The 19,361-nt window shown below is 44.6% G+C and carries 19 protein-coding genes and 9 tRNA genes; 19 read left to right on the forward strand and 9 right to left on the reverse strand.

Going from position 1 to position 19,361, the window contains the following annotated elements:
- Positions 1–48: 48 nt before the first annotated feature.
- Together glsB and trmB are read right to left on the reverse strand one after the other, a co-directional pair.
- Entirely contained in the window at positions 49–969 is a 921-nt protein-coding gene (gene glsB / locus CAG58_RS16215) for a glutaminase B (protein ID WP_154169242.1), read from the reverse strand.
- A gap of 191 nt (positions 970–1,160) precedes the next feature.
- Positions 1,161–1,880, reverse strand: a complete 720-nt coding sequence (gene trmB / locus CAG58_RS16220; protein ID WP_158144306.1) for a tRNA (guanosine(46)-N7)-methyltransferase TrmB — start codon at positions 1,878–1,880, stop codon at positions 1,161–1,163.
- 209 nt (positions 1,881–2,089) lie between these two features.
- Here trmB and mutY point away from each other — a divergent pair, with 209 nt between their 5' ends.
- The 12 genes from mutY to CAG58_RS16280 all read left to right on the forward strand — a co-directional run bounded on the left by mutY (position 2,090) and on the right by CAG58_RS16280 (position 6,087).
- Positions 2,090–3,145, forward strand: coding sequence for an A/G-specific adenine glycosylase (mutY, locus tag CAG58_RS16225; protein ID WP_161425471.1), 1,056 nt, complete (start codon positions 2,090–2,092; stop codon positions 3,143–3,145).
- A 20-nt stretch (positions 3,146–3,165) separates the two neighbouring features.
- A complete protein-coding gene (locus CAG58_RS16230) occupies positions 3,166–3,441 on the forward strand; it encodes an oxidative damage protection protein (protein WP_004396066.1) in 276 nt (91 codons plus the stop codon).
- A gap of 95 nt (positions 3,442–3,536) precedes the next feature.
- Positions 3,537–4,667, forward strand: coding sequence for a membrane-bound lytic murein transglycosylase MltC (mltC, locus tag CAG58_RS16235; RefSeq protein ID WP_004396067.1), 1,131 nt, complete (start codon positions 3,537–3,539; stop codon positions 4,665–4,667).
- A gap of 109 nt (positions 4,668–4,776) precedes the next feature.
- Positions 4,777–4,852 (forward strand) — tRNA-Phe (locus CAG58_RS16240).
- Between the two features lie 53 nt (positions 4,853–4,905).
- Positions 4,906–4,981, forward strand: a tRNA-Thr gene (locus CAG58_RS16245).
- 6 nt (positions 4,982–4,987) lie between these two features.
- A tRNA-Phe gene (locus tag CAG58_RS16250) sits at positions 4,988–5,063 on the forward strand.
- 12 nt (positions 5,064–5,075) lie between these two features.
- Positions 5,076–5,151: transfer RNA gene (locus CAG58_RS16255), tRNA-Asn, on the forward strand.
- Positions 5,152–5,587: 436 nt separating this feature from the next.
- Positions 5,588–5,663: transfer RNA gene (locus tag CAG58_RS16260), tRNA-Phe, on the forward strand.
- Positions 5,664–5,716: 53 nt separating this feature from the next.
- A tRNA-Thr gene (locus tag CAG58_RS16265) sits at positions 5,717–5,792 on the forward strand.
- 16 nt (positions 5,793–5,808) lie between these two features.
- Positions 5,809–5,884, forward strand: a tRNA-Asn gene (locus CAG58_RS16270).
- A 36-nt stretch (positions 5,885–5,920) separates the two neighbouring features.
- A tRNA-Thr gene (locus CAG58_RS16275) sits at positions 5,921–5,996 on the forward strand.
- 15 nt (positions 5,997–6,011) lie between these two features.
- A tRNA-Asn gene (locus tag CAG58_RS16280) sits at positions 6,012–6,087 on the forward strand.
- A gap of 132 nt (positions 6,088–6,219) precedes the next feature.
- Here the strand turns inward: CAG58_RS16280 and djlA are convergent.
- Positions 6,220–7,074 (reverse strand): co-chaperone DjlA, encoded by an 855-nt coding sequence (djlA, locus tag CAG58_RS16285; protein WP_158144308.1) that lies wholly within the window; start codon positions 7,072–7,074, stop codon positions 6,220–6,222.
- A 146-nt stretch (positions 7,075–7,220) separates the two neighbouring features.
- Between djlA and lptD the strand changes: the two genes are divergently transcribed.
- The 6 genes from lptD to apaH all read left to right on the forward strand — a co-directional run bounded on the left by lptD (position 7,221) and on the right by apaH (position 14,176).
- The gene (lptD, locus tag CAG58_RS16290) at positions 7,221–9,578 is read left to right on the forward strand and encodes an LPS assembly protein LptD (RefSeq protein ID WP_154169250.1); all 2,358 of its coding nucleotides are present in this window, start codon (positions 7,221–7,223) and stop codon (positions 9,576–9,578) included.
- Between the two features lie 220 nt (positions 9,579–9,798).
- Complete coding sequence (gene surA, locus CAG58_RS16295) at positions 9,799–11,094, forward strand: peptidylprolyl isomerase SurA (protein ID WP_161425472.1); 1,296 nt, start codon at positions 9,799–9,801, stop codon at positions 11,092–11,094.
- Positions 11,084–12,073: a 4-hydroxythreonine-4-phosphate dehydrogenase PdxA gene (gene pdxA / locus CAG58_RS16300; protein WP_161425473.1), complete on the forward strand. Its 990-nt coding sequence runs from the start codon at positions 11,084–11,086 to the stop codon at positions 12,071–12,073. The genes surA and pdxA overlap by 11 nt, the downstream gene beginning before the upstream one ends.
- 13 nt (positions 12,074–12,086) lie before the next feature.
- A complete protein-coding gene (gene rsmA / locus CAG58_RS16305; protein ID WP_154169254.1) occupies positions 12,087–12,902 on the forward strand; it encodes a 16S rRNA (adenine(1518)-N(6)/adenine(1519)-N(6))-dimethyltransferase RsmA in 816 nt (271 codons plus the stop codon).
- Between the two features lie 67 nt (positions 12,903–12,969).
- A complete protein-coding gene (apaG, locus tag CAG58_RS16310) occupies positions 12,970–13,350 on the forward strand; it encodes a Co2+/Mg2+ efflux protein ApaG (protein WP_161425474.1) in 381 nt (126 codons plus the stop codon).
- A 10-nt stretch (positions 13,351–13,360) separates the two neighbouring features.
- Positions 13,361–14,176, forward strand: coding sequence for a bis(5'-nucleosyl)-tetraphosphatase (symmetrical) ApaH (gene apaH, locus CAG58_RS16315; protein ID WP_161425475.1), 816 nt, complete (start codon positions 13,361–13,363; stop codon positions 14,174–14,176).
- 31 nt (positions 14,177–14,207) lie between these two features.
- Here the strand turns inward: apaH and folA are convergent, their stop codons facing one another.
- The 6 genes from folA to rplU all read right to left on the reverse strand — a co-directional run bounded on the left by folA (position 14,208) and on the right by rplU (position 18,072).
- Positions 14,208–14,708 (reverse strand): type 3 dihydrofolate reductase, encoded by a 501-nt coding sequence (gene folA, locus CAG58_RS16320; protein WP_161425476.1) that lies wholly within the window; start codon positions 14,706–14,708, stop codon positions 14,208–14,210.
- A gap of 28 nt (positions 14,709–14,736) precedes the next feature.
- Entirely contained in the window at positions 14,737–15,210 is a 474-nt protein-coding gene (locus tag CAG58_RS16325; RefSeq protein ID WP_161425480.1) for a threonine/serine exporter family protein, read from the reverse strand.
- Positions 15,211–15,212: 2 nt separating this feature from the next.
- Positions 15,213–15,974 (reverse strand): threonine/serine exporter family protein, encoded by a 762-nt coding sequence (locus tag CAG58_RS16330; protein WP_004396077.1) that lies wholly within the window; start codon positions 15,972–15,974, stop codon positions 15,213–15,215.
- Positions 15,975–16,105: 131 nt separating this feature from the next.
- Entirely contained in the window at positions 16,106–17,275 is a 1,170-nt protein-coding gene (gene cgtA / locus CAG58_RS16335) for an Obg family GTPase CgtA (protein WP_161425477.1), read from the reverse strand.
- A gap of 207 nt (positions 17,276–17,482) precedes the next feature.
- Positions 17,483–17,740, reverse strand: a complete 258-nt coding sequence (gene rpmA / locus CAG58_RS16340; RefSeq protein ID WP_004396079.1) for a 50S ribosomal protein L27 — start codon at positions 17,738–17,740, stop codon at positions 17,483–17,485.
- Positions 17,741–17,760: 20 nt separating this feature from the next.
- The gene (rplU, locus tag CAG58_RS16345) at positions 17,761–18,072 is read right to left on the reverse strand and encodes a 50S ribosomal protein L21 (protein ID WP_004396080.1); all 312 of its coding nucleotides are present in this window, start codon (positions 18,070–18,072) and stop codon (positions 17,761–17,763) included.
- Between the two features lie 272 nt (positions 18,073–18,344).
- Between rplU and ispB the strand changes: the two genes are divergently transcribed.
- Positions 18,345–19,316 carry an octaprenyl diphosphate synthase gene (gene ispB / locus CAG58_RS16350; protein WP_154170703.1) on the forward strand — a complete coding sequence of 324 codons (972 nt, stop codon included), beginning with the start codon at positions 18,345–18,347 and terminating at the stop codon, positions 19,314–19,316.
- Positions 19,317–19,361: the final 45 nt, after the last annotated feature.

Below are 19,361 nucleotides of genomic sequence, written 5' to 3' on the forward strand. Positions count from 1 at the left end.
CAACTCGCTACTGACAATCGAATGATTGCCAGTAGCCATTTTAATCAGCTAGAAAATTGAGCGCCCAATGCGCTCGGACAACAGCTCCAGCGCTTTAGTGCCCGCTAACGAATTACCTGATGGATCAAGCTCAGGAGACCAAACCGCAATAGTCATCTCACCGGGCACAATAGCAATGATGCCACCACCGACCCCCGATTTACCCGGCATGCCCACTCGATAAGCAAACTCACCCGCACCATCATAAAGACCACAGGTCGCTAACAACGCATTGATTTGCTTACTTTGCGTCACACTAACCACGCGCTGCCCCGTGTGTACCGATACCCCTTTATTGGCCAAATAGCTGAATGTTTTCGCTAATTCAACACAGCTCATTTTTAGTGCACAAGCGTGAAAATAGTTATTTAAGACCGGAATCACTTCGTTTTCAAAATTACCAAACGAGCGCATTAAATAAGCAATCGAAGCATTACGATCGCTGTGCATCATTTCCGACGCTGCCACCACTTTGTCATAGATGATCTGCTCTTCACCACTTAACTGACGCACAAATTCCAGCAAACGCTGGCGAGGGGCGGATAAGCGGCTATAAAGCATATCCGCGATCACAATCGCTCCGGCATTAATAAATGGATTACGCGGGATGCCCTGCTCCATTTCCAGCTGAATCAATGAATTAAAAGCTTGTCCAGAAGGCTCTTTGCCAACTCGCTGCCACAGCTCCTCTGGCTGATATAAACCCATCGCCAAGGTTAAACTTAACGCTTTGGAAATGGATTGGATGGAAAATCCCTCCTGCGCATCACCAGCAGCAAAGATCTCGCCTTGGTTAGTGTAAACCGCGATACCGAGTTTATCGCTCGCCACTTGGGCCAGCGCGGGAATGTAGTTAGCCACTTTGCCTTGTCCAATCAATGGACGAACTTCATCGAGAATGGTCGCTAAAATAGCGGAGCTTGGTTTCATAGTCTGAGTTTACTTTTATTATTATTGCCGCTGAAAACAATGGAACGGCCAAATGAGTTACCGTCTCATCGCCCAACAGATTTTTAATGTAGGGAGAGTCAAAAAAGCCAACACGATAAACCATGTTGGCTAAGTTCTAAGCAGTATCTTGCCGAGCTTGATACTTGTCCAGCATAAACTGGTAGGACAGGTTAACTCACTCGTTGGAATTTAATATCCCATACGCCATGGCCTAGGCGATGGCCGCGCTGTTCAAACTTGGTTAACGGGCGCTCTTCTGGACGTGGAATATAATCCCCTTCCTGCGCGAGATTACGATAACCAGGTGCTTGATTCATCACTTCAATCATATGCTCAGCGTAATTTTCCCAGTCCGTTGCCATATGAAACACCCCTTCGCCAACGATCAGTTTTTGTCGCACCATTTCTGCAAACTCTAACTGCACAATACGGCGCTTATGGTGACGTTTTTTATGCCAAGGATCCGGGAAAAACAGTTGTAGCGTCGCCAAGCTGTTATCAGGGATCATGTTCGCAAAGACTTCAACCGCATCGTGGCACATCACTCGTAAGTTAGTCACACCAGCATCGCGGGCGGAAGCCAAACAAGCGCCAACACCAGGGCTATGCACTTCAATACCAATGAAATTTTTATGTGGGGCATTTTTTGCCATTTCAACCAATGAGGCTCCCATGCCAAACCCAATTTCTAACACCACTGGATTTTGGTTACCAAACACCTGAGCCCAATCCAGTAACTCGGTTTGATAATCAATCCCCATGGTTGGCCAGCAGGCTTTCATCGCCGCTTCTTGACCTTTGGTTAGTCGACCTTCACGACGCACAAAACTACGGATTCTACGTAGCACTTTGCCATCTTCTGTCAATTGATTGGTGGTAACTTCACTCATTGCGATTGCCTGTCTATTTTTTCGTCTTCACTCAAAGGGAGTGTGATTATCCAAAGAATTGCTTGCCATGCAAGTGTTATTATAGTCTAGCGCTTCACTAGAACGATCACCTGAAACCTTAAAGATACCCTTATAATTTATCGGTTGTACTCGACGGGCATTCTGTGGTGCAATTTTGATTCATTATTTTTATTATTACAGAGCATGTCGTGACTCCATTCGCTTCCGCAATTTTGACTTGGTATGACGCCTATGGGCGAAAGCATCTGCCTTGGCAGCAAAATAAAACGGCCTATACGGTATGGCTATCAGAAATCATGCTGCAACAAACCCAAGTAACCACCGTGATCCCTTATTACCAGCGCTTTGTTGAACGTTTTCCTAGTGTTGCTGACTTAGCGGCGGCTCAACAAGACGAAGTGCTGCACTATTGGACCGGCCTTGGTTACTACGCTCGGGCGAGGAACTTACATAAAACTGCAAAGATCATTGTCGATCAGTATCAAGGCCAGTTTCCAACCGAGCTGGAGGCGATGAATGCGTTACCTGGTGTTGGTCGCTCGACAGCAGCGGCAGTGCTCTCTTCAGTGTTTAAAAAGCCGCATGCTATTTTAGATGGCAACGTTAAACGGACCCTAGCTCGCTGCTTTGCTGTTGATGGATGGCCGGGAAAGAAAATCGTTGAAAACCAGCTTTGGCTGCATGCGGAGCAACAGACCCCAAGCGTCGATGTCGACAAATACAATCAAGCGATGATGGACATGGGAGCGATGATCTGTACCCGTAGCAAGCCAAAATGTACACTGTGCCCAGTGGAATCCTTATGTATTGCCAAGCAACAAGGTAACCCCTTAGATTATCCTGGTAAAAAACCGAAAAGCGACAAACCAGTCAAGCAAACGTGGTTTGTCATTCTTTATCATCAGGGTCAAGTCTGGCTTGAACAACGCCCACAAGTCGGGATTTGGGGCGGATTATACTGTTTTCCACAACATACCGATCAGCAGATTGAAACAACGTTAGCGCATCGTGCTGTACAAGATAACCACATTCAATCTCAGCGCCCATTAATTGCCTTTCGGCATACTTTTAGTCATTACCATTTAGATATTACCCCGATTCTATTGGAACTGACTCATAAACCAGACATCATCATGGAAGGAACGAAAGGTCTTTGGTATAACTTACAACAGCCTGAAGAAATCGGCTTAGCAGCCCCTGTGAAGCAGTTGTTGCACAGTTTACCCTTTGAAATTCATCCGTAAACGATTAAGAGGAAGTCATTATGAGCCGCACGGTATTTTGTGCTCGATTACAGAAAGAAGCTGACGGTTTGGATTTTCAGCTCTACCCTGGAGAGCTGGGTAAACGTATTTTTGATCATATTTGTAAGCAAGCTTGGGCAGAGTGGCAAACCAAACAAACTATGCTGATCAATGAAAAAAAACTCAATATGATGGATCCTGAACACCGCAAATTTCTCGAAAATGAAATGGTCAATTTCCTCTTCGAAGGTAAAGAGGTCCATATTGAAGGTTATACTCCACCAAGCCAAGCTTGAGTTTCACAGATAATCTCTAGACAATTTGATCTTGCAGCTGTTTATTTTCGCTGCAAAATCAAATCAGCAGGGAAATTGATTTGCCTGGGAAAGCGATGAAAAAATCACTGTACTGTTTAACCACACTCTTACTCTTAGTCGGCTGCAGTCGTGAGTTTGTTGAACGTTTCTATGCGGTGGATTATGAGCCAACCAACCGTTTTGCAAAAAATCTCGCTCAATTACCCGGGCAATTTGAAAAAGACACCGCCGCATTAGATAGCTTGATCCTCAGTTTCTCTGGCAATATCGAACGCCGCTGGGGTAGCCGAGAAATCAAAATTGCTGGTAAAAGTAATTACGTAAAATACATCGATAATTACCTTAGCCGAACGGAAGTCAATTTTAGTGATGGTAAAATATTGGTTGAAACCATCTCACCCACGGATCCTCAAGGACACTTAAAAAGAGCGATCATCACCACGTTATTAACGCCTGACGATCCGGCTAGCGTCGATCTTTTTTCATCACAAAACATTGAGCTAAAAGGACAACCTTTCTTATACCAACAAGTTGTCGACCAAGATAAGCAACCCATTCAGTGGCGCTGGCGTGCCAACCGCTACGCCGATTACCTGATTGCTCATCACCTCAAAGTCAAACAAGTTGATTTTAAGAAAGCCTATTATGTTGAAATTCCGATGGTCGCGGATCAAATGCAGATCCGTAGCTACCAATACGCCGACATTGTTCGCCGAGCTTCCCGTAAATATGGTATTCCGGAAGATCTTATTTACGCGATCATCAAAACAGAAAGTAGCTTCAACCCTTATGCGGTCAGTTGGGCTAACGCTTATGGTTTGATGCAAGTGGTGCCGAAAACTGCGGGACGGGATGTGTTTAACTTGGTAAAAAATAAACCCGGTGAACCAACGCCTGAATACCTCTTTAATCCAGAAAATAACATAGATACCGGTACCGCCTATTTTTATCTACTCAAAAACCGTTATTTGAAAGATGTCCGTCATCCTCTTTCTCTTGAGTACAGCATGATTTCTGCTTACAACGGAGGCGCTGGCGGTGTTCTGCGAACATTCCATCAAGATCGACAGCGAGCCATGAATAATTTAAATAGCCTACAACCTAATCAGGTGTATTGGGCTTTGACCAACCGTCATCCTAATGCGGAAGCACGGCGCTACTTAGAAAAAGTAACTCAATTTAAACGAGAATTTAACGCGAAGTAATCTTTCACGCCCTACTTGCCTAAAATAGCGACACTTAAACCAGTTTTCTATTTTTTTTTAAAATAGTGGTTGACGTACAGAGGGAAAATCCGTTTAATAGCGCTCCGTTGCCCGGATAGCTCAGTCGGTAGAGCAGAGGATTGAAAATCCTCGTGTCGGTGGTTCGATTCCGCCTCCGGGCACCACAAATTTTATTGTTGGTGCTGTAGTCAGTAACAACAAGCAATAAATTAAGTGCGCCGACTTAGCTCAGTAGGTAGAGCAACTGACTTGTAATCAGTAGGTCACCAGTTCGATTCCGGTAGTCGGCACCATTTATTGCCTCGATAGCTCAGTCGGTAGAGCAGAGGATTGAAAATCCTCGTGTCGGTGGTTCGATTCCGCCTCGAGGCACCATATTAAAGCTGTTCCTCCTTAGCTCAGTTGGTAGAGCGACGGACTGTTAATCCGCAGGTCGCTGGTTCGAGCCCAGCAGGAGGAGCCACTTTTCAAAGCCCAGTCATTGACTGGGCTTTTCTTTATCTAAACATCACTGACCATCACTCGATTCCCTCTGCCCTGTTCCATAGTAGAGAAACGGTTTGAACTCATCAGTCGATACTCTGTTCTACACCTTACCGAGAAGACAAAGTGGTTTCCTTTTTGCGCGATTAAAAAACTTTTATCGCGGACAACGTTTAACCGCAAACCATTCACTTGTCCCAGCTTGAGCTTAATCAAACAATTCTTCCCTATCCGATTAGCGACACGATAAAGACGTTAAGTCGAAGGATAGGTAAGAATTTACCGCTGTTTCTGTTAGCTTTTCTAAACAAAAATGGATAAAAACAGCCCACTAAGTATAGAAAATCAGCAAACGAGTTTTTTTTTGCATTTTACTGTTGACGAAGGATCGGAAAACTCGTTTAATACACCCCGTTGCCTCGATAGCTCAGTCGGTAGAGCAGAGGATTGAAAATCCTCGTGTCGGTGGTTCGATTCCGCCTCGAGGCACCATATTCTGATAGAGATTGGTGCACGCGCAACCAGTATCTTAACTGATAAAGTGAGCCGGCTTAGCTCAGTTGGTAGAGCAACTGACTTGTAATCAGTAGGTCGCCAGTTCGACTCCGGCAGCCGGCACCATTATCAAAAAATCTGTTCCTCCTTAGCTCAGTTGGTAGAGCGACGGACTGTTAATCCGCAGGTCGCTGGTTCGAGCCCAGCAGGAGGAGCCACTATTATTAACTGATGATACGTCATCCGTTATTAATGCCGACTTAGCTCAGTAGGTAGAGCAACTGACTTGTAATCAGTAGGTCACCAGTTCGATTCCGGTAGTCGGCACCATTATTAAAAATCTGTTCCTCCTTAGCTCAGTTGGTAGAGCGACGGACTGTTAATCCGCAGGTCGCTGGTTCGAGCCCAGCAGGAGGAGCCAAATTTTAAAGCCCAGTCATTGACTGGGCTTTTTTTATGGTGATTCAATGGTGAGTAAAAAGGCTTATCCCTCTCAAAGATAAGCCTTACTAGCACTAATCGTTACGCCTTCAATCAGCGTAAAGAAACGCGATCACTTAAACCCCTGCTCTTTCTTTATCAAATCATAAGCATGTTGGATCTCTTGTGATTTCTCTTTTGCCATGTTCATCATCTCAGGGGGTAAGCCTTTAGCCATTAATTTATCTGGGTGATGCTCATTCATCAATTTACGATAGGCCCGTTTAATGGTTTGTACATCCGCATCTTGATTGACACCCAGCACAGAAAAGGCATCCGCCAATCTATCTCGACTAGAGGGTTGCTGCCATTGACTTGAACCCGATGACCCGCCCTGCTGACCGGTAAAACCACCACTTTGCTGAAAACGAAATGCCGCTTCTTGCATACGTAAACGGCGCTCTAGCTGATCCGATGAGAATCCGAGTCCCTGAGCAATTTTATGTAAAACCTGACGTTCGCTAGGGTGTAAATCACCATCAGCAAAGGCAGCAGAAACTTGTAATTCAAGGAAGAATTGCATTAAATCAAATCGACCACCCGTAAAAAAACGGACATTTTCTAATGTTTGTTGCAAAGGAAAGTCGGCTTCTTTACCTTCGCGAAAAGCATCTTGTGCAGCGCGGCGCTGGTCACCATGCAAGTTCATTCTGTCCATCATGATGCTGGCTAATTGAATCTCTTGCTGGGTGACTTGACCTTTCGCTTTGGCAACGTGTCCCATCACAGCGAAAGCAGATTTAAAGAATTCTTCTTGCCTCTCGGTTTGTGTTGGTCCTGAACTGAACTGCCCATTAGCAAACGGGTTTTGGCTTCGATAGCGAGCCTTATCAAACTGGTGGCCAAGAAATAGACCAAAGATTGCGCCCAATGGGCCGCCAAATAGCAGGCCAAAGAAAGCGCCAAGAATTTTGCCAAAAATATGCATTATGTGCTCTCAATCTATGAATTTTTTAGGTGTGCTGTGGTCTGATAGTGCCGGGAGCGTTATTTTCCTTTATGATAAGGAAGCATTTTATTGACTTAACACTCTTAAAGTCGGAATCAAACAGAACAACAGGATAGTACAACTCGATGTCACGTTTTTCCCGCACATTTTTAGCCGCTTCGATCAGCGCCGCGCTCTTTGCGCCACAGACTCAAGCAGAAGCAACGGTGGATAACAGTGTGCAGGAACTGCCCACTCTTGATCAATGCCTAGTGAATGAACCCGAGTCGGAAAATCCGAATCCACAGCCTATCAAGGTCAAAGCGGATAAGCTAGAAGCAATTAGTGGTCAGCGCGCCACTTATTCTGGCGATGTCGTCGTTTTACAAGGACAAAAACAGATCCGCGCTAATAATGTGACACTCCATCAACAAGAAAATATTGTTGTGGCCGAAGGTAATGTGACCTTTAGTGATGGCCAAGTCAAAGCAACCTCAGATAGAGTGACCAATCAACTCAATATTGATCAAATCACATTAGAGAACACCCAATATCAGTTTTTATGTCAACCGGGTCGCGGTCATGCGGCTTATATCGCCAAAACCGGTAAAGCCATTTATGAGATTGAAGATGGCTCAATTACCTCTTGTCCAGAAGGTGATAGCGCTTGGCGTTTGCGTGCCTCAAGTATTGACGTTGACCAAGACGCTGAACAAGCGACGTTTTATAATCCTCGTTTAGAAATACAAAACGTCCCCGTGTTCTATTTACCTTATCTTACCGTACCGATTGGTGATACTCGTAAAACGGGTTTTCTCTATCCAGATATTTCCTATGGTTCACGTGATGGTTTTGAAATCTCAGTTCCTTTTTATTGGAATTTAGCGCCTAACTACGATTTAGAAACCACCCTGCGTTATATGGATAATCGCGGAACTCAGTTGAATACCGTGTTTCGTTATCTCACCGAATTTGGTTCAGGTAGCCTTAAAGGCGAATTTTTACCTGATGATGAACTTCATCCTGAACAAGGGAAACGTTGGGGTTTCCAATATCGCCACGATGGTATTTATCAACAAGCATGGAAACTGGATCTGGATTACTCCCGTGTCAGTGATGTCGAGTATTTTTCCGATTTAAGCTCAGGGATTGGTAATCGAGAAGATGGCCAACTGATGCAGCAAGCACGAGTGACTTACCGCTCTTCGGCTTGGGATACCTCATTGTTGGCAAGAGACTTTCAAGTATTAACCGATAAAGATAACCTCCCCTATCGATTAATGCCGCAAGTCGCTTTTAACTACTATGCACCAGAGCTGCTGCGCTATCTAGATTTAGACATTAAAAGCCACATTTCACGTTTTGAAACCGATGCAATCGGTAAACCTTCGGCAACTCGTGCCCATATCGAACCCGGCATTAGCATCCCGCTAGGAAACACATGGGGAACATGGACCACAGAAGCAAGGCTGTTGGCAACCTATTACCAACAAGATTTATCTGGCGTGATCAGTAGTGATTACCAAGAGTTAGAAGAGAGCGTGTCGCGGGTTATTCCTGAATTCAGAACGCATGCCGGTATCGTCTTAGAACGAGACACCACGCTATTTAATGGCTATACCCAAACGCTTGAGCCACAAGTTCAGTACTTGTATGTTCCAAAAGAAAACCAACAAAACATCGCACGTTATGATACGACATTATTACAAACTGATTACTACGGCCTATTCAGAAGTAGAAAGTACAGCGGAGTAGATTTTATCTCTGCCGCCAATCAAGTTAGCTACGGCGCATCAACACGGTTTTTTGATGACCAATACAAAGAACGATTAAACATCGCGTTTGGACAAATTTTCTATATCGATAAAGGTTTAAAATCAAGCAATACCGATAGTAGCCAAGTGGAAGATACTCAATCGAACTATTCCGCTTGGGCCGTAGAAATGGATTTTAATTATGATGATTTTCTCTTTTATCACGGCGGTATTCAGTACGACATCGACACCAGTGCGATGCAATTGGCCAACAGTACGTTGGAATACCGCTTTAACGGCGGCTACCTACAAACCAATTATCGTTATGTTACCAAAGAGTATATCGAAGATACGGTGGGCGACAGTATTCCGGTGAGCAGTATTACTCGACGAGGAATATCTCAAGCAGGCCTACTTGGCGGCTATCAGCTTTCTCATAAGTGGCATGTCACTGGACAGTATTTTTACGACATGACGACCAATGAAGCACTGGAATGGCTAGTGGGCATTCGCTATACCTCTGATTGCTGGTACATGGGTTTCTCTTACAGTAATCAGTTAAAAGATTGGAATAGAACCCCAAGTGGCAATTATCTGGGTTTCGAAGATCCAAACTATGAAAATAACTTTAGTTTTAACATTGGTATTATCGGCTTTGGCACCAAAGTGAGCTCCAGTGAAAGTATGGCTGGAATTAAAAGTTCTGATAATTCCTTGGGTTATGGACGCCCGTTTTTCTTAAATAATTAAGGCAGTAAATTTGGGCATCTAGCCTAAAAAACTCTGAATTTTTCGAATATACCCAAACCACTTGAAGTTGCAAGTAGGCGGTAAGTGAGTCTCCATGAGCATAGACAGACTATGTAATTGCGGTGCACGAACGTAGCCAACATCGCTGTAGCTTCAAGTAGAAAGGGGATAATGACCGTGAGCAACAACGATTAACGCTCGATAATGAATAGGATTTCTAATGAAACTGTGGACATTGGCTTTATATACGTTAACCAGCTTAGTGAGTATTGCGACGGTGCAAGCTCAACCCATCGAGCTTGATCGCGTAGCCGTGATTGTGAATAGTGGGGTGATTTTGCAAAGCGATATAGACAGCGCCTTACTAACAGTAAGAGCGAATGCAAAAACAAACCAGCAAACACTCCCCCCTGAAAATATTTTGCGTGAACAAATCATCGAAAAACTGATTGTCGATACTTTGCAACAGCAAGAAGCCGATCGTATTGGGGTACGTATTGATGACAATACCCTAAATGACGCGATTACCGAGATTGCTCACAATAATCAACAAACACCGGAACAACTTCGCTTATCGATTGCTGAACAAGGATTAACTTACCCAGAATTTCGTGAACAGATCAGAAAAGAGATCGCCGCCAGCGAAGCACGTAACGCATTAGTACGTCGTCGTATTAACATTATTCCAGCCGAAGTCGATACCTTGGCAGAGCTGCTCGCTCAAGAAACCAGCGCGACCGTACAATATAAAATCAGCCATATTCAACTGCGTTTTAACGATGGACAAGACAAATCCGAGGTTGAAGCACAAGCCAATAAGTTAGTCGCTGAACTCAACCAAGGCGCAGACTTTAGCACCATGGCCATCACCTATTCAAAAGGCCCACGGGCACTACAAGGGGGAGATTGGGGATGGATGCGTAAAGAAGAAATGCCGACGATTTTCGCCGACCAAATTAAAATGCAAAATAAAGGCAGTATTATTGGCCCATTTCGCAGTGGTGTCGGTTTCCACATTCTAAAAATTGATGATATCAAAGGCTTAGAAACGGTTGCGGTGACGGAAGTCAATGCACGTCACATTCTGATTAAACCAACGATTATTTTGAGCGATGAAGGTGCCAAAAATCAACTTAATGATTTAGTACGTCGCATCAATGCTGGCGAAGCCAGCTTTGCTGAATTAGCTCAGCAATATAGCCAAGACCCAGGCTCTGCAGCGCAAAATGGCGAATTAGGTTATCAAACACCTGAACTGTATGTTCCTGAGTTTAAACATCAAATCGAGACACTTCCGGTTGGAATAATTAGTGAACCCTTTAAAACCGTACACGGCTGGCATATTGTGGAAGTCTTGGATCGCCGCGAAGTTGACCGTACTGATGCCGCAATGAAAAATCGAGCTTATCGCATTTTGTTTAACCGTAAATTCAATGAAGAAGCCAGTACTTGGCTACAAGAGCTGCGCGCCGGTGCTTTTGTTGAAATCCTACAGGATGAGCAAGATGACGATTAAACGTATCGTAGTCACCGCCGGAGAACCTGCCGGTATCGGACCTGATTTAGTACTGGCACTATCGCAAAATGATTGGCCACATCAACTGGTAATTTGCGCCGATAAACAGATGCTCGCAGAGCGCGCCAAAGCACTGGGAATTGCAGTAAAGCTACTTGATTATCAGCCCGATCAAAAAGCCACACCGCAAAAAGCGGGGTATTTGCTGGTTGACTCAATTGCCGTATCAGAACAGGTCATTGCTGGACAACTCAATTCCGCGAACGGTCATTATGTATTAAAAACGCTAGAAAGAGCGGCATTGGGCTGTATGAATGGTGAATTTGATGCTATTGTCACCGGCCCAGTGCATAAGGGCGTGATTAATCGCGCAGGCGTCGCTTTTAGTGGTCATACGGAGTTTTTTGCCGAGCTATCCAATACCCCATTAGTGGTAATGATGCTGGCAACGGAAGGACTACGCGTCGCTCTCGTGACCACACACATACCATTGGCAACGGTCTCTGCTGCGATAACGGCTGAACGTCTAGAAAGCATCATTCGTATTCTTCACCATGATTTGGTCGAGAAATTTGCGATTGCTCAGCCGACAATTTATGTTTGCGGTCTTAATCCTCATGCAGGAGAAGAAGGGGTATTGGGTCATGAAGAGATAGATACCATCACCCCAAGTTTGGAAAAACTTCGCCGACAAGGTATCGATTTAGTGGGCCCTTTACCAGCAGATACCATCTTTAGCGAAAAATATTTGCAAAAAGCGGATGCCGTTTTAGGAATGTATCACGATCAAGTTCTCCCTGTACTAAAATACAAAGGCTTTGGTCGTTCAGTTAACATTACCTTAGGCTTACCTTTTATTCGAACCTCGGTAGACCATGGAACAGCGCTCGATTTAGCCGCAACGGGATTAGCCGATGTGGGCAGTTTTAAAACCGCTCTCGATCAAGCAATTGAATTAGTTGATAAAAAAACGCAATAACTTTGAGAACACTATGAGAAATGATGTCCATTTAGGGCACAAAGCGCGTAAACGTTTTGGTCAAAACTTTTTAAACGATCCTTATATTATTGATGGAATCGTATCCGCTATTAATCCTTTACCAGGTCAAAATTTGGTAGAAATTGGCCCAGGTTTAGGAGCCATTACAGAGCCCGTAGGCCGTGAAGTTGATAAGTTTACGGTGATCGAGCTCGATCGTGATCTAGCCGAGCGTTTACGCAACCATCCTGAATTATCGAGCAAGTTGACGATTCACGAAGGTGACGCCATGCGTTTTGACTTTCAGCAATTGGTTAAACCGAATAATAAACTGCGTATTTTTGGTAACTTGCCTTATAACATCTCGACACCGCTGATGTTTCATTTATTTGAATTTCACAAAGAAATTCAAGATATGCACTTTATGCTACAAAAAGAGGTCGTCAACCGTTTAGCGGCTGGACCGGGTAGCAAAGCGTATGGTCGATTAACCGTCATGGCACAATACTACTGTAAAGTTGTTCCGGTATTAGAAGTCCCACCGAGTGCCTTTGTTCCGCCACCTAAAGTCGATTCTGCGGTGGTTCGTTTATTGCCTTACGAAGAACTACCGCATCCTGCAACGAGTTTAAAATGGTTGGATCGTGTCGTACGTGAAGGATTCAATCAACGCCGTAAAACGGTACGTAACTGCTATAAAGGGTTATTGGATGATGAGACCTTTGCACAGCTTGCGATTGACTCAACGATGCGTCCAGAGAACCTGACCTTGCAGCAGTTTGTATCGATGGCAAATTGGCTTGATGCTCAGAATACTCAACCCGCATAAATAGACTAGGATGGCCAATGTGCCATCCTATATTTTCTTCGTTTTGTCATCCGAATCAGGAGTATTTATGGATATTACTCATCCTTGTATCAAGATTCAGGTTCAAACTAAGTACGTGCCAGAACAATCCCATCCTGAAGCGCACCGTTACGTTTTTGCTTATCTTATTACCATAAAAAATCTCAGTACCGAAACCGTACAACTTATCAGTCGCTCTTGGTTAGTGACCGACGCTAACGGAAAACAGATGCGGATTGAAGGGGAAGGCGTCGTTGGAGAACAACCCGTTATTGCCGCCAATGATGAGTATACCTACACCAGTGGCACGGCATTAGAAACGCCGGTTGGCGTCATGCAAGGCCATTATGGAATGATCAACAGCTTCGGTGAACCTTTTCTAGCTGAAATAGACCCTTTTCGCCTAGCCGTTCCCAACGTACTGAATTAAGGGAGTTTGTGTGGCAAATTACATTGTCGGCGATATTCAAGGCTGTTTAGATGAACTGCAGCTATTGCTCAAACAAGTCAACTTTCATCCTATTAGTGACACCTTATGGCTCGCTGGTGATTTAGTCGCGCGCGGCCCAAAATCACTAGAAACACTGCGCTTTATTCGTGACTTAGGACCCGCTGCAAAAACGGTGCTCGGCAATCATGATTTACATCTATTAGCCGTATCACTGGGCATTCATCCAGCCAAAAACAAAGATAAAACAGTGGCCATTTTTGCTGCGCCTGACGCTGATGAGCTACTAGATTGGGTTCGCCAATGGCCACTCTTGTTAGAACACCCCGAGTTTGTCCTCACTCATGCGGGCATCTCACCCCAATGGAATTTACAGACCGCTCGAAAAGCTGCCCACGAGGTAGAAACGGTATTACGTAGCCAACGATGGCCATGGTTACTCACCAATATGTATTCCAATACTCCGGACTTATGGAATGACGATTTACAAGGGATTGAGCGTTATCGCTATATCATTAATGCCTTCACTCGCATGCGCTTTTGCTTTTTTGATGGGCGTCTTGATATGGCGTGTAAACTTCCCCCCGCTCAAGTGAGTAGCCACGAGCTGATGCCTTGGTTTGCCCTACCCCAAAGGATTGAATTAGAAAAAACGGTGATTTTTGGCCACTGGGCAGCGCTAGAGGGCTACTTCAGTCCAAACGTAATTGGCTTAGACACTGGCTGCGTATGGGGCGGGCCGCTGACCATGTTACGTTGGGAAGATAAACAGGTCTTTAAGCAGCCAGCATTAGAGTCTAAGTCATAGGTTCTAGGTTCTAGGTTCTAGGTTCTAGGTTCTAGGTTCTAGGTTTTTCAGTCTCGCGTTCTAAGATGATAAAGTCCATTGAATAAGCATTTTTGTCATCCGCCGAGTAATGTTCACGGTAATATTCATGCCAATTCGTTCCCCAATTGGGGAAATGAGTATCGCCGATGAACTGAGCATCAATCAGCGTGATGTACAGTTTATCGGCTTGAGGTAAACATTCCGTGTAAATACTGCCACCACCAATGATCATCACCTCAGGGACCGCCCCCGCCTTAAGCAAGGCAGCGTCCAGTGAAGAGACAACATCAACCCCATCGATCACCAATTCGGGATCTCGGCTGATGACAATATTGTGACGCCCAGGTAAAGGACGTCCAATCGATTGATAAGTTTTTCGTCCCATGATCACCGGTTTGCCGATAGTACACCGTTTGAACCAAGCAAAGTCAGCGGGTAAATGCCACGGCATTTGGTTGTCTTTACCTATCACTCTTTCGTTTGCCATCGCGGCAATCATACTGATGATCATCTTTCTATTCCTACTTTTGCTTAAGCTTCTAGACAATGGGTTTGCGACGATAGAATAACAGCCCGGGTATTGCTAAGCCAACTGCTAATCCCGCAATGATAAACATCGCTTTTAAGAAGTTTTCCATTAAACTCGCAAACAGCTCAGGCTTAAAGCCTAAATGGTGAATTTCTACCATCGCAATCATTGCCTTATAAGCAAATACACCGGGAACCATAGGAATTAATGCTGCTACGGTAAAGACTTTAGGATGAGCCAAAAATCGTCTCGACCACTGAACACCAATCATACCCACAATCCCTGCCGCAAACAGACTCGCCCACTCAATCGGAATACCAAAATGCAGCATCAAATAACGCGATCCATGACCGATCGCGCCTCCTAAAGCGCAATACTTTAATGCTGGGACTGGGACATTAAAGATCAACGCAAACCCAACAGCAGGAATCGAGGCAAACAACATATCGTTGATTAACCCGAGTAATAAATCCCAACTCACCAGCGCTACCATCCCCACACTCCCGTCACGCTCATCGCGGCAATAATCCCTAAACTGGTTGCTAAGGTCAGTAAGCTTGCCATCACAAAGCGAGCGATACCCATATTGATGTAACCTTTCAGCATATCAGAAACCGAGTTGATCAATGGAAAGCCCGGTACCAGCATTAATACTGAAGACGCCATCACGATGGTTGGTTTATTACCAAGCTGATAGATCACCGCTTGAGTAGAAATGAGTGACGTGACAAACGCTGTCGCCGCAAAATTAAGTAAAGGGTTAAATTGGCGATGACCAATCTCTTGGCGCACCATCATGCCGATGGCAGAAGCGATAAAGGTCATTAGAAACACGATTCCATCACCACCAGCCAAGCGACTAAACGCCGCGCATGACAGGCCGATCATCACCACCACTAACCATCGGTTATAACGCTCTGGCGTTATTCGTTCAAGTTTGTGCTGTGCCATCGAGTAATCGAGTAAGCCTCGCTCCATCAAAATACAAATACGCTGGATCTGGGTCACGACTCGCATGTTAATGCCTCGATCAGCACAGCGTCGAGCGGTGGTAATACAATGCTGATGATAAACGGTAGTCACCACTAATGAGCTCGCAGAGAGCGAGACTTCCACTTCATCCATACCAGAAGCCAGCCCCATACGTCGCATAATATCGCCAACCAAAGTACTTTCTGCACCATGTGCGAGTAACATTTGACCCGCTTGAGCAATCAAACGTGAAATTGCTCGTTGTTTGGATGTCATGATTCCATTCCTAACTGCCTTGATTTATCTAAGGCCTAGTTTGCAACAAAATGTGTCGTGACGATATGATTTAGAATATAAAAAAAGCCGCAATCAAGATTGCGGCTCACTAACGTTAAACATCAAGTGGATCATTCACGGACATAAATAACATGACCGTCGTCTTCTTCATCATCCCAATCATCGTCGTCGTCATCTTCGTCAATGATCGGTTGATTGGCAATGGCATCTTTGTGGTAATCATTCCACATAAATTCCACTTTTTGCTCTTCAGAAATCTCTTCTTGCTGACGAGGTAAGGTTTCCATAAAGTCAGCTAACTTCATGCACAGCTCTTTGGTACCCTGACGATTAATAGCAGAAATCTTAAAGTATTGATCTTCCCATCCCAGTGCGTCCAAAACGTTTTGAATCACTACATTGGCTTCTTGCTCTGGCATGAGATCGGTTTTATTGAACACTAACCAACGTGGTTTTTGAGCCAATTTCTCACTGTATTGCTCAAGCTCATCAAGGATCGTTAATGCATTTTGAACAGGATCGCTTTGATCTGCAGGCATGATATCGATCATGTGCAGCAATACTCGACAACGCTCTAGATGTTTCAGGAATCGAATACCTAGCCCAGCACCTTCCGCAGCACCTTCAATCAACCCGGGAATATCAGCAACCACAAAACTCTTTTCAGGGACGACACTCACGACACCTAAACTTGGGATCAAGGTTGTAAAAGGATAATCAGCCACTTTAGGTTTTGCTGCCGATACGGCACGAATAAAGGTTGATTTCCCAGCATTAGGCAAGCCAAGCATACCGACATCAGCAAGCAGAAGTAGCTCTAAACGCACTTCTCTCACTTCACCTTTAGTACCCATACTTTTCTGGCGAGGAGCACGGTTTACCGACGATTTAAAACGAGCATTGCCTAAACCGTGCCAACCACCTTTAGCAATCATCACCTTTTTGCCATGCTCAGCGACTTCAGCGATCACTTCATTAGTATGGATATCAACCGCACGTGTACCAACAGGAACGCGCAATACTTTGTCTTTACCACGCTTGCCAGTACAGTTCGCACCACGCCCATTTTCTCCGCGCTCAGCGTCGTAAAAACGCTGAAAACGGTAGTCAATCAGTGTATTTAGGTTTTCATCAGCCAGTATATAAACATCACCACCGTCACCGCCGTCACCACCATCTGGACCGCCTTTGGTAATGAATTTTTCACGCCAGAAACTGACTACGCCGTTGCCGCCGTCACCAGCCTGAACTTTTATTACCGCTTCATCAACGAATTTCATTTGTTACTCCGCACAATTTGCGCTGCAATACCATTGCTTATTAATAGTATCAATTTTAGCAGAAGACATTAATCAGCATCTCATCTCTGCTTTAGAACACATAACGAGTCAACCCAAACAATAGGGATCACTAGTTATAAGCACTTTGCCGATAAATAAAAAACCCCACCAAACGGCAGGGTTTTTAAATTCAGCGAGAAACTAAACTTATTCAGCTTCGATGCTAACGAATTTACGGTTCTTAGGACCTTTCACTTCGAATTTTACTTTGCCATCAGACAGAGCAAAAAGAGTGTGGTCTTTACCGATACCAACGTTATTACCAGCGTGGAACTTAGTACCACGTTGACGAACGATGATGTTACCTGCTAATACAGCTTCACCACCGAAACGCTTAACACCAAGACGTTTACTTTCTGAATCGCGGCCGTTACGAGTAGAACCACCAGCTTTTTTGTGTGCCATTGTTAAACTCTCCTAATAACTTAAGCGTTGATACCAGTGATTTTCACTTCCGTGAACCACTGACGGTGACCCTGTTGCTTACGAGAGTGTTTACGACGACGGAACTTAACGATTTTGATTTTATCGCCACGACCGTGTTGTACCACTTCAGCAGTCACTTTACCGCCCTCAACTAGAGGAGCACCAACTTGAATTGCTTCACCATTAGCGATCAGAAGAACTTTATCAAATTCTACTGTTGCGCCAGTTTCAACGTCTAATTTCTCTAAGCGAAGAGTTTGACCTTCACTTACACGGTGTTGTTTACCACCAGATTGGAAAACAGCGTACATATTTTACTCCGCTCTTTCCGCACAGCCTATGCTAACATTTTTGAGCAAAAAGGGTGTGCGCTAAACTAATCATCAATAGGGCGCAGATTCTACGTGAATGGCGTCCCCATGACAAGCCATATTTAAAAAAAATTGGCGAAAAGCTAATCGCCAAACAAAAGTGCGGCAATCATGCCTTTAAGCCATGTATTAATCAATATTTTTTAGTGTATTATTCACTAACTCAAGCAGAACATAATGCCTTACAAGCTCTAACTTCAGCCGGATTTATGATGGATTTTAAAGCTATCCAAGCGCTTACTGCCGATGACATGGCAAAAGTGGATAAAACGATACTTGCTCAACTCAATTCTGACGTTTCCCTTATCAATCAACTGGGGTTTTATATCGTCAGTGGTGGCGGTAAACGCCTACGTCCATTACTGGCCATTTTGTCAGCCAAAGCCTTAGGTTATCAAGGTGAGGGGCACACCATGGCTGCTGCGTTTATTGAATTTATTCATACGGCAACTTTGCTACACGATGATGTGGTGGATGAATCCGATATGCGGCGAGGTAAAGCCACTGCCAATGCGACGTTTGGTAACGCCGCTAGCGTACTGGTGGGCGATTTTATCTACACCCGCTCTTTCCAAATGATGACCGAACTCGGTTCGATGAAAATCCTCAAGTTGATGAGCCATTCCGTCAACGTTATCGCTGAAGGTGAAGTGCTGCAATTAATGAACTGTAACGATCCCGATACTACGGAAGAGAGTTATATGCAGGTCATTTACTCAAAAACCGCACGATTATTCGAAGCCGCCACGCAAATTGGAGCGATGTTATGTGATGCCTCTCCCGAAGTTGAGCGGGCGATGCAAAACTACGGTAAATATTTAGGTACTGCCTTCCAATTGATTGACGATGTGATGGATTACACCGCTGATGGCAAAGAAATGGGCAAGAATGTCGGTGATGATCTCGCAGAAGGTAAACCCACGCTTCCTTTGCTGCATGCGATGCGCAATAGCCAAGGAGAACAATCGGCGATGATTCGTGAAGCGATTGAAAAAGCCAATGGGATGGAGAAATTAACGGCGATTTTAGCAACGATGCAGCAAGCAGGTTCATTAGAATACACCACCGCTAAAGCGCAACAAGAAGCAGATAAAGCGATTGCCGAATTGGCTATTCTACCCGAAAGTGACTACAAACAAGCATTGATCGCTTTGGCTCATATGGCGGTCAAACGCAGTAAGTAATAAGACTCGTAAGCGAGCTCAGTCTTATTACTTCATTCACTTGTC

Origin of the sequence: Vibrio sp. V31_P5A7T61 (assembly GCF_009904895.1) — a bacterium.
Classification (GTDB): Bacteria; Pseudomonadota; Gammaproteobacteria; order Enterobacterales; family Vibrionaceae; genus Vibrio; species Vibrio metschnikovii.

Coding starts and splice junctions, on each gene's coding strand:
- cgtA (WP_161425477.1), bottom strand. CDS start 17,275: ATGAAATTCGTTGATGAAGCGGTAATAAAAGTTCAGGCTGGTGACGGC.
- rpmA (WP_004396079.1), bottom strand. CDS start 17,740: ATGGCACACAAAAAAGCTGGTGGTTCTACTCGTAACGGCCGCGATTCA.
- folA (WP_161425476.1), bottom strand. CDS start 14,708: ATGATCATCAGTATGATTGCCGCGATGGCAAACGAAAGAGTGATAGGT.
- mltC (WP_004396067.1), top strand. CDS start 3,537: ATGAAAAAATCACTGTACTGTTTAACCACACTCTTACTCTTAGTCGGC.
- djlA (WP_158144308.1), bottom strand. CDS start 7,074: ATGCATATTTTTGGCAAAATTCTTGGCGCTTTCTTTGGCCTGCTATTT.
- CAG58_RS16330 (WP_004396077.1), bottom strand. CDS start 15,974: ATGACATCCAAACAACGAGCAATTTCACGTTTGATTGCTCAAGCGGGT.
- lptD (WP_154169250.1), top strand. CDS start 7,221: ATGTCACGTTTTTCCCGCACATTTTTAGCCGCTTCGATCAGCGCCGCG.
- apaG (WP_161425474.1), top strand. CDS start 12,970: ATGGATATTACTCATCCTTGTATCAAGATTCAGGTTCAAACTAAGTAC.
- glsB (WP_154169242.1), bottom strand. CDS start 969: ATGAAACCAAGCTCCGCTATTTTAGCGACCATTCTCGATGAAGTTCGT.
- CAG58_RS16230 (WP_004396066.1), top strand. CDS start 3,166: ATGAGCCGCACGGTATTTTGTGCTCGATTACAGAAAGAAGCTGACGGT.
- rplU (WP_004396080.1), bottom strand. CDS start 18,072: ATGTACGCTGTTTTCCAATCTGGTGGTAAACAACACCGTGTAAGTGAA.
- ispB (WP_154170703.1), top strand. CDS start 18,345: ATGGATTTTAAAGCTATCCAAGCGCTTACTGCCGATGACATGGCAAAA.
- pdxA (WP_161425473.1), top strand. CDS start 11,084: ATGACGATTAAACGTATCGTAGTCACCGCCGGAGAACCTGCCGGTATC.
- trmB (WP_158144306.1), bottom strand. CDS start 1,880: ATGAGTGAAGTTACCACCAATCAATTGACAGAAGATGGCAAAGTGCTA.
- rsmA (WP_154169254.1), top strand. CDS start 12,087: ATGAGAAATGATGTCCATTTAGGGCACAAAGCGCGTAAACGTTTTGGT.
- surA (WP_161425472.1), top strand. CDS start 9,799: ATGAAACTGTGGACATTGGCTTTATATACGTTAACCAGCTTAGTGAGT.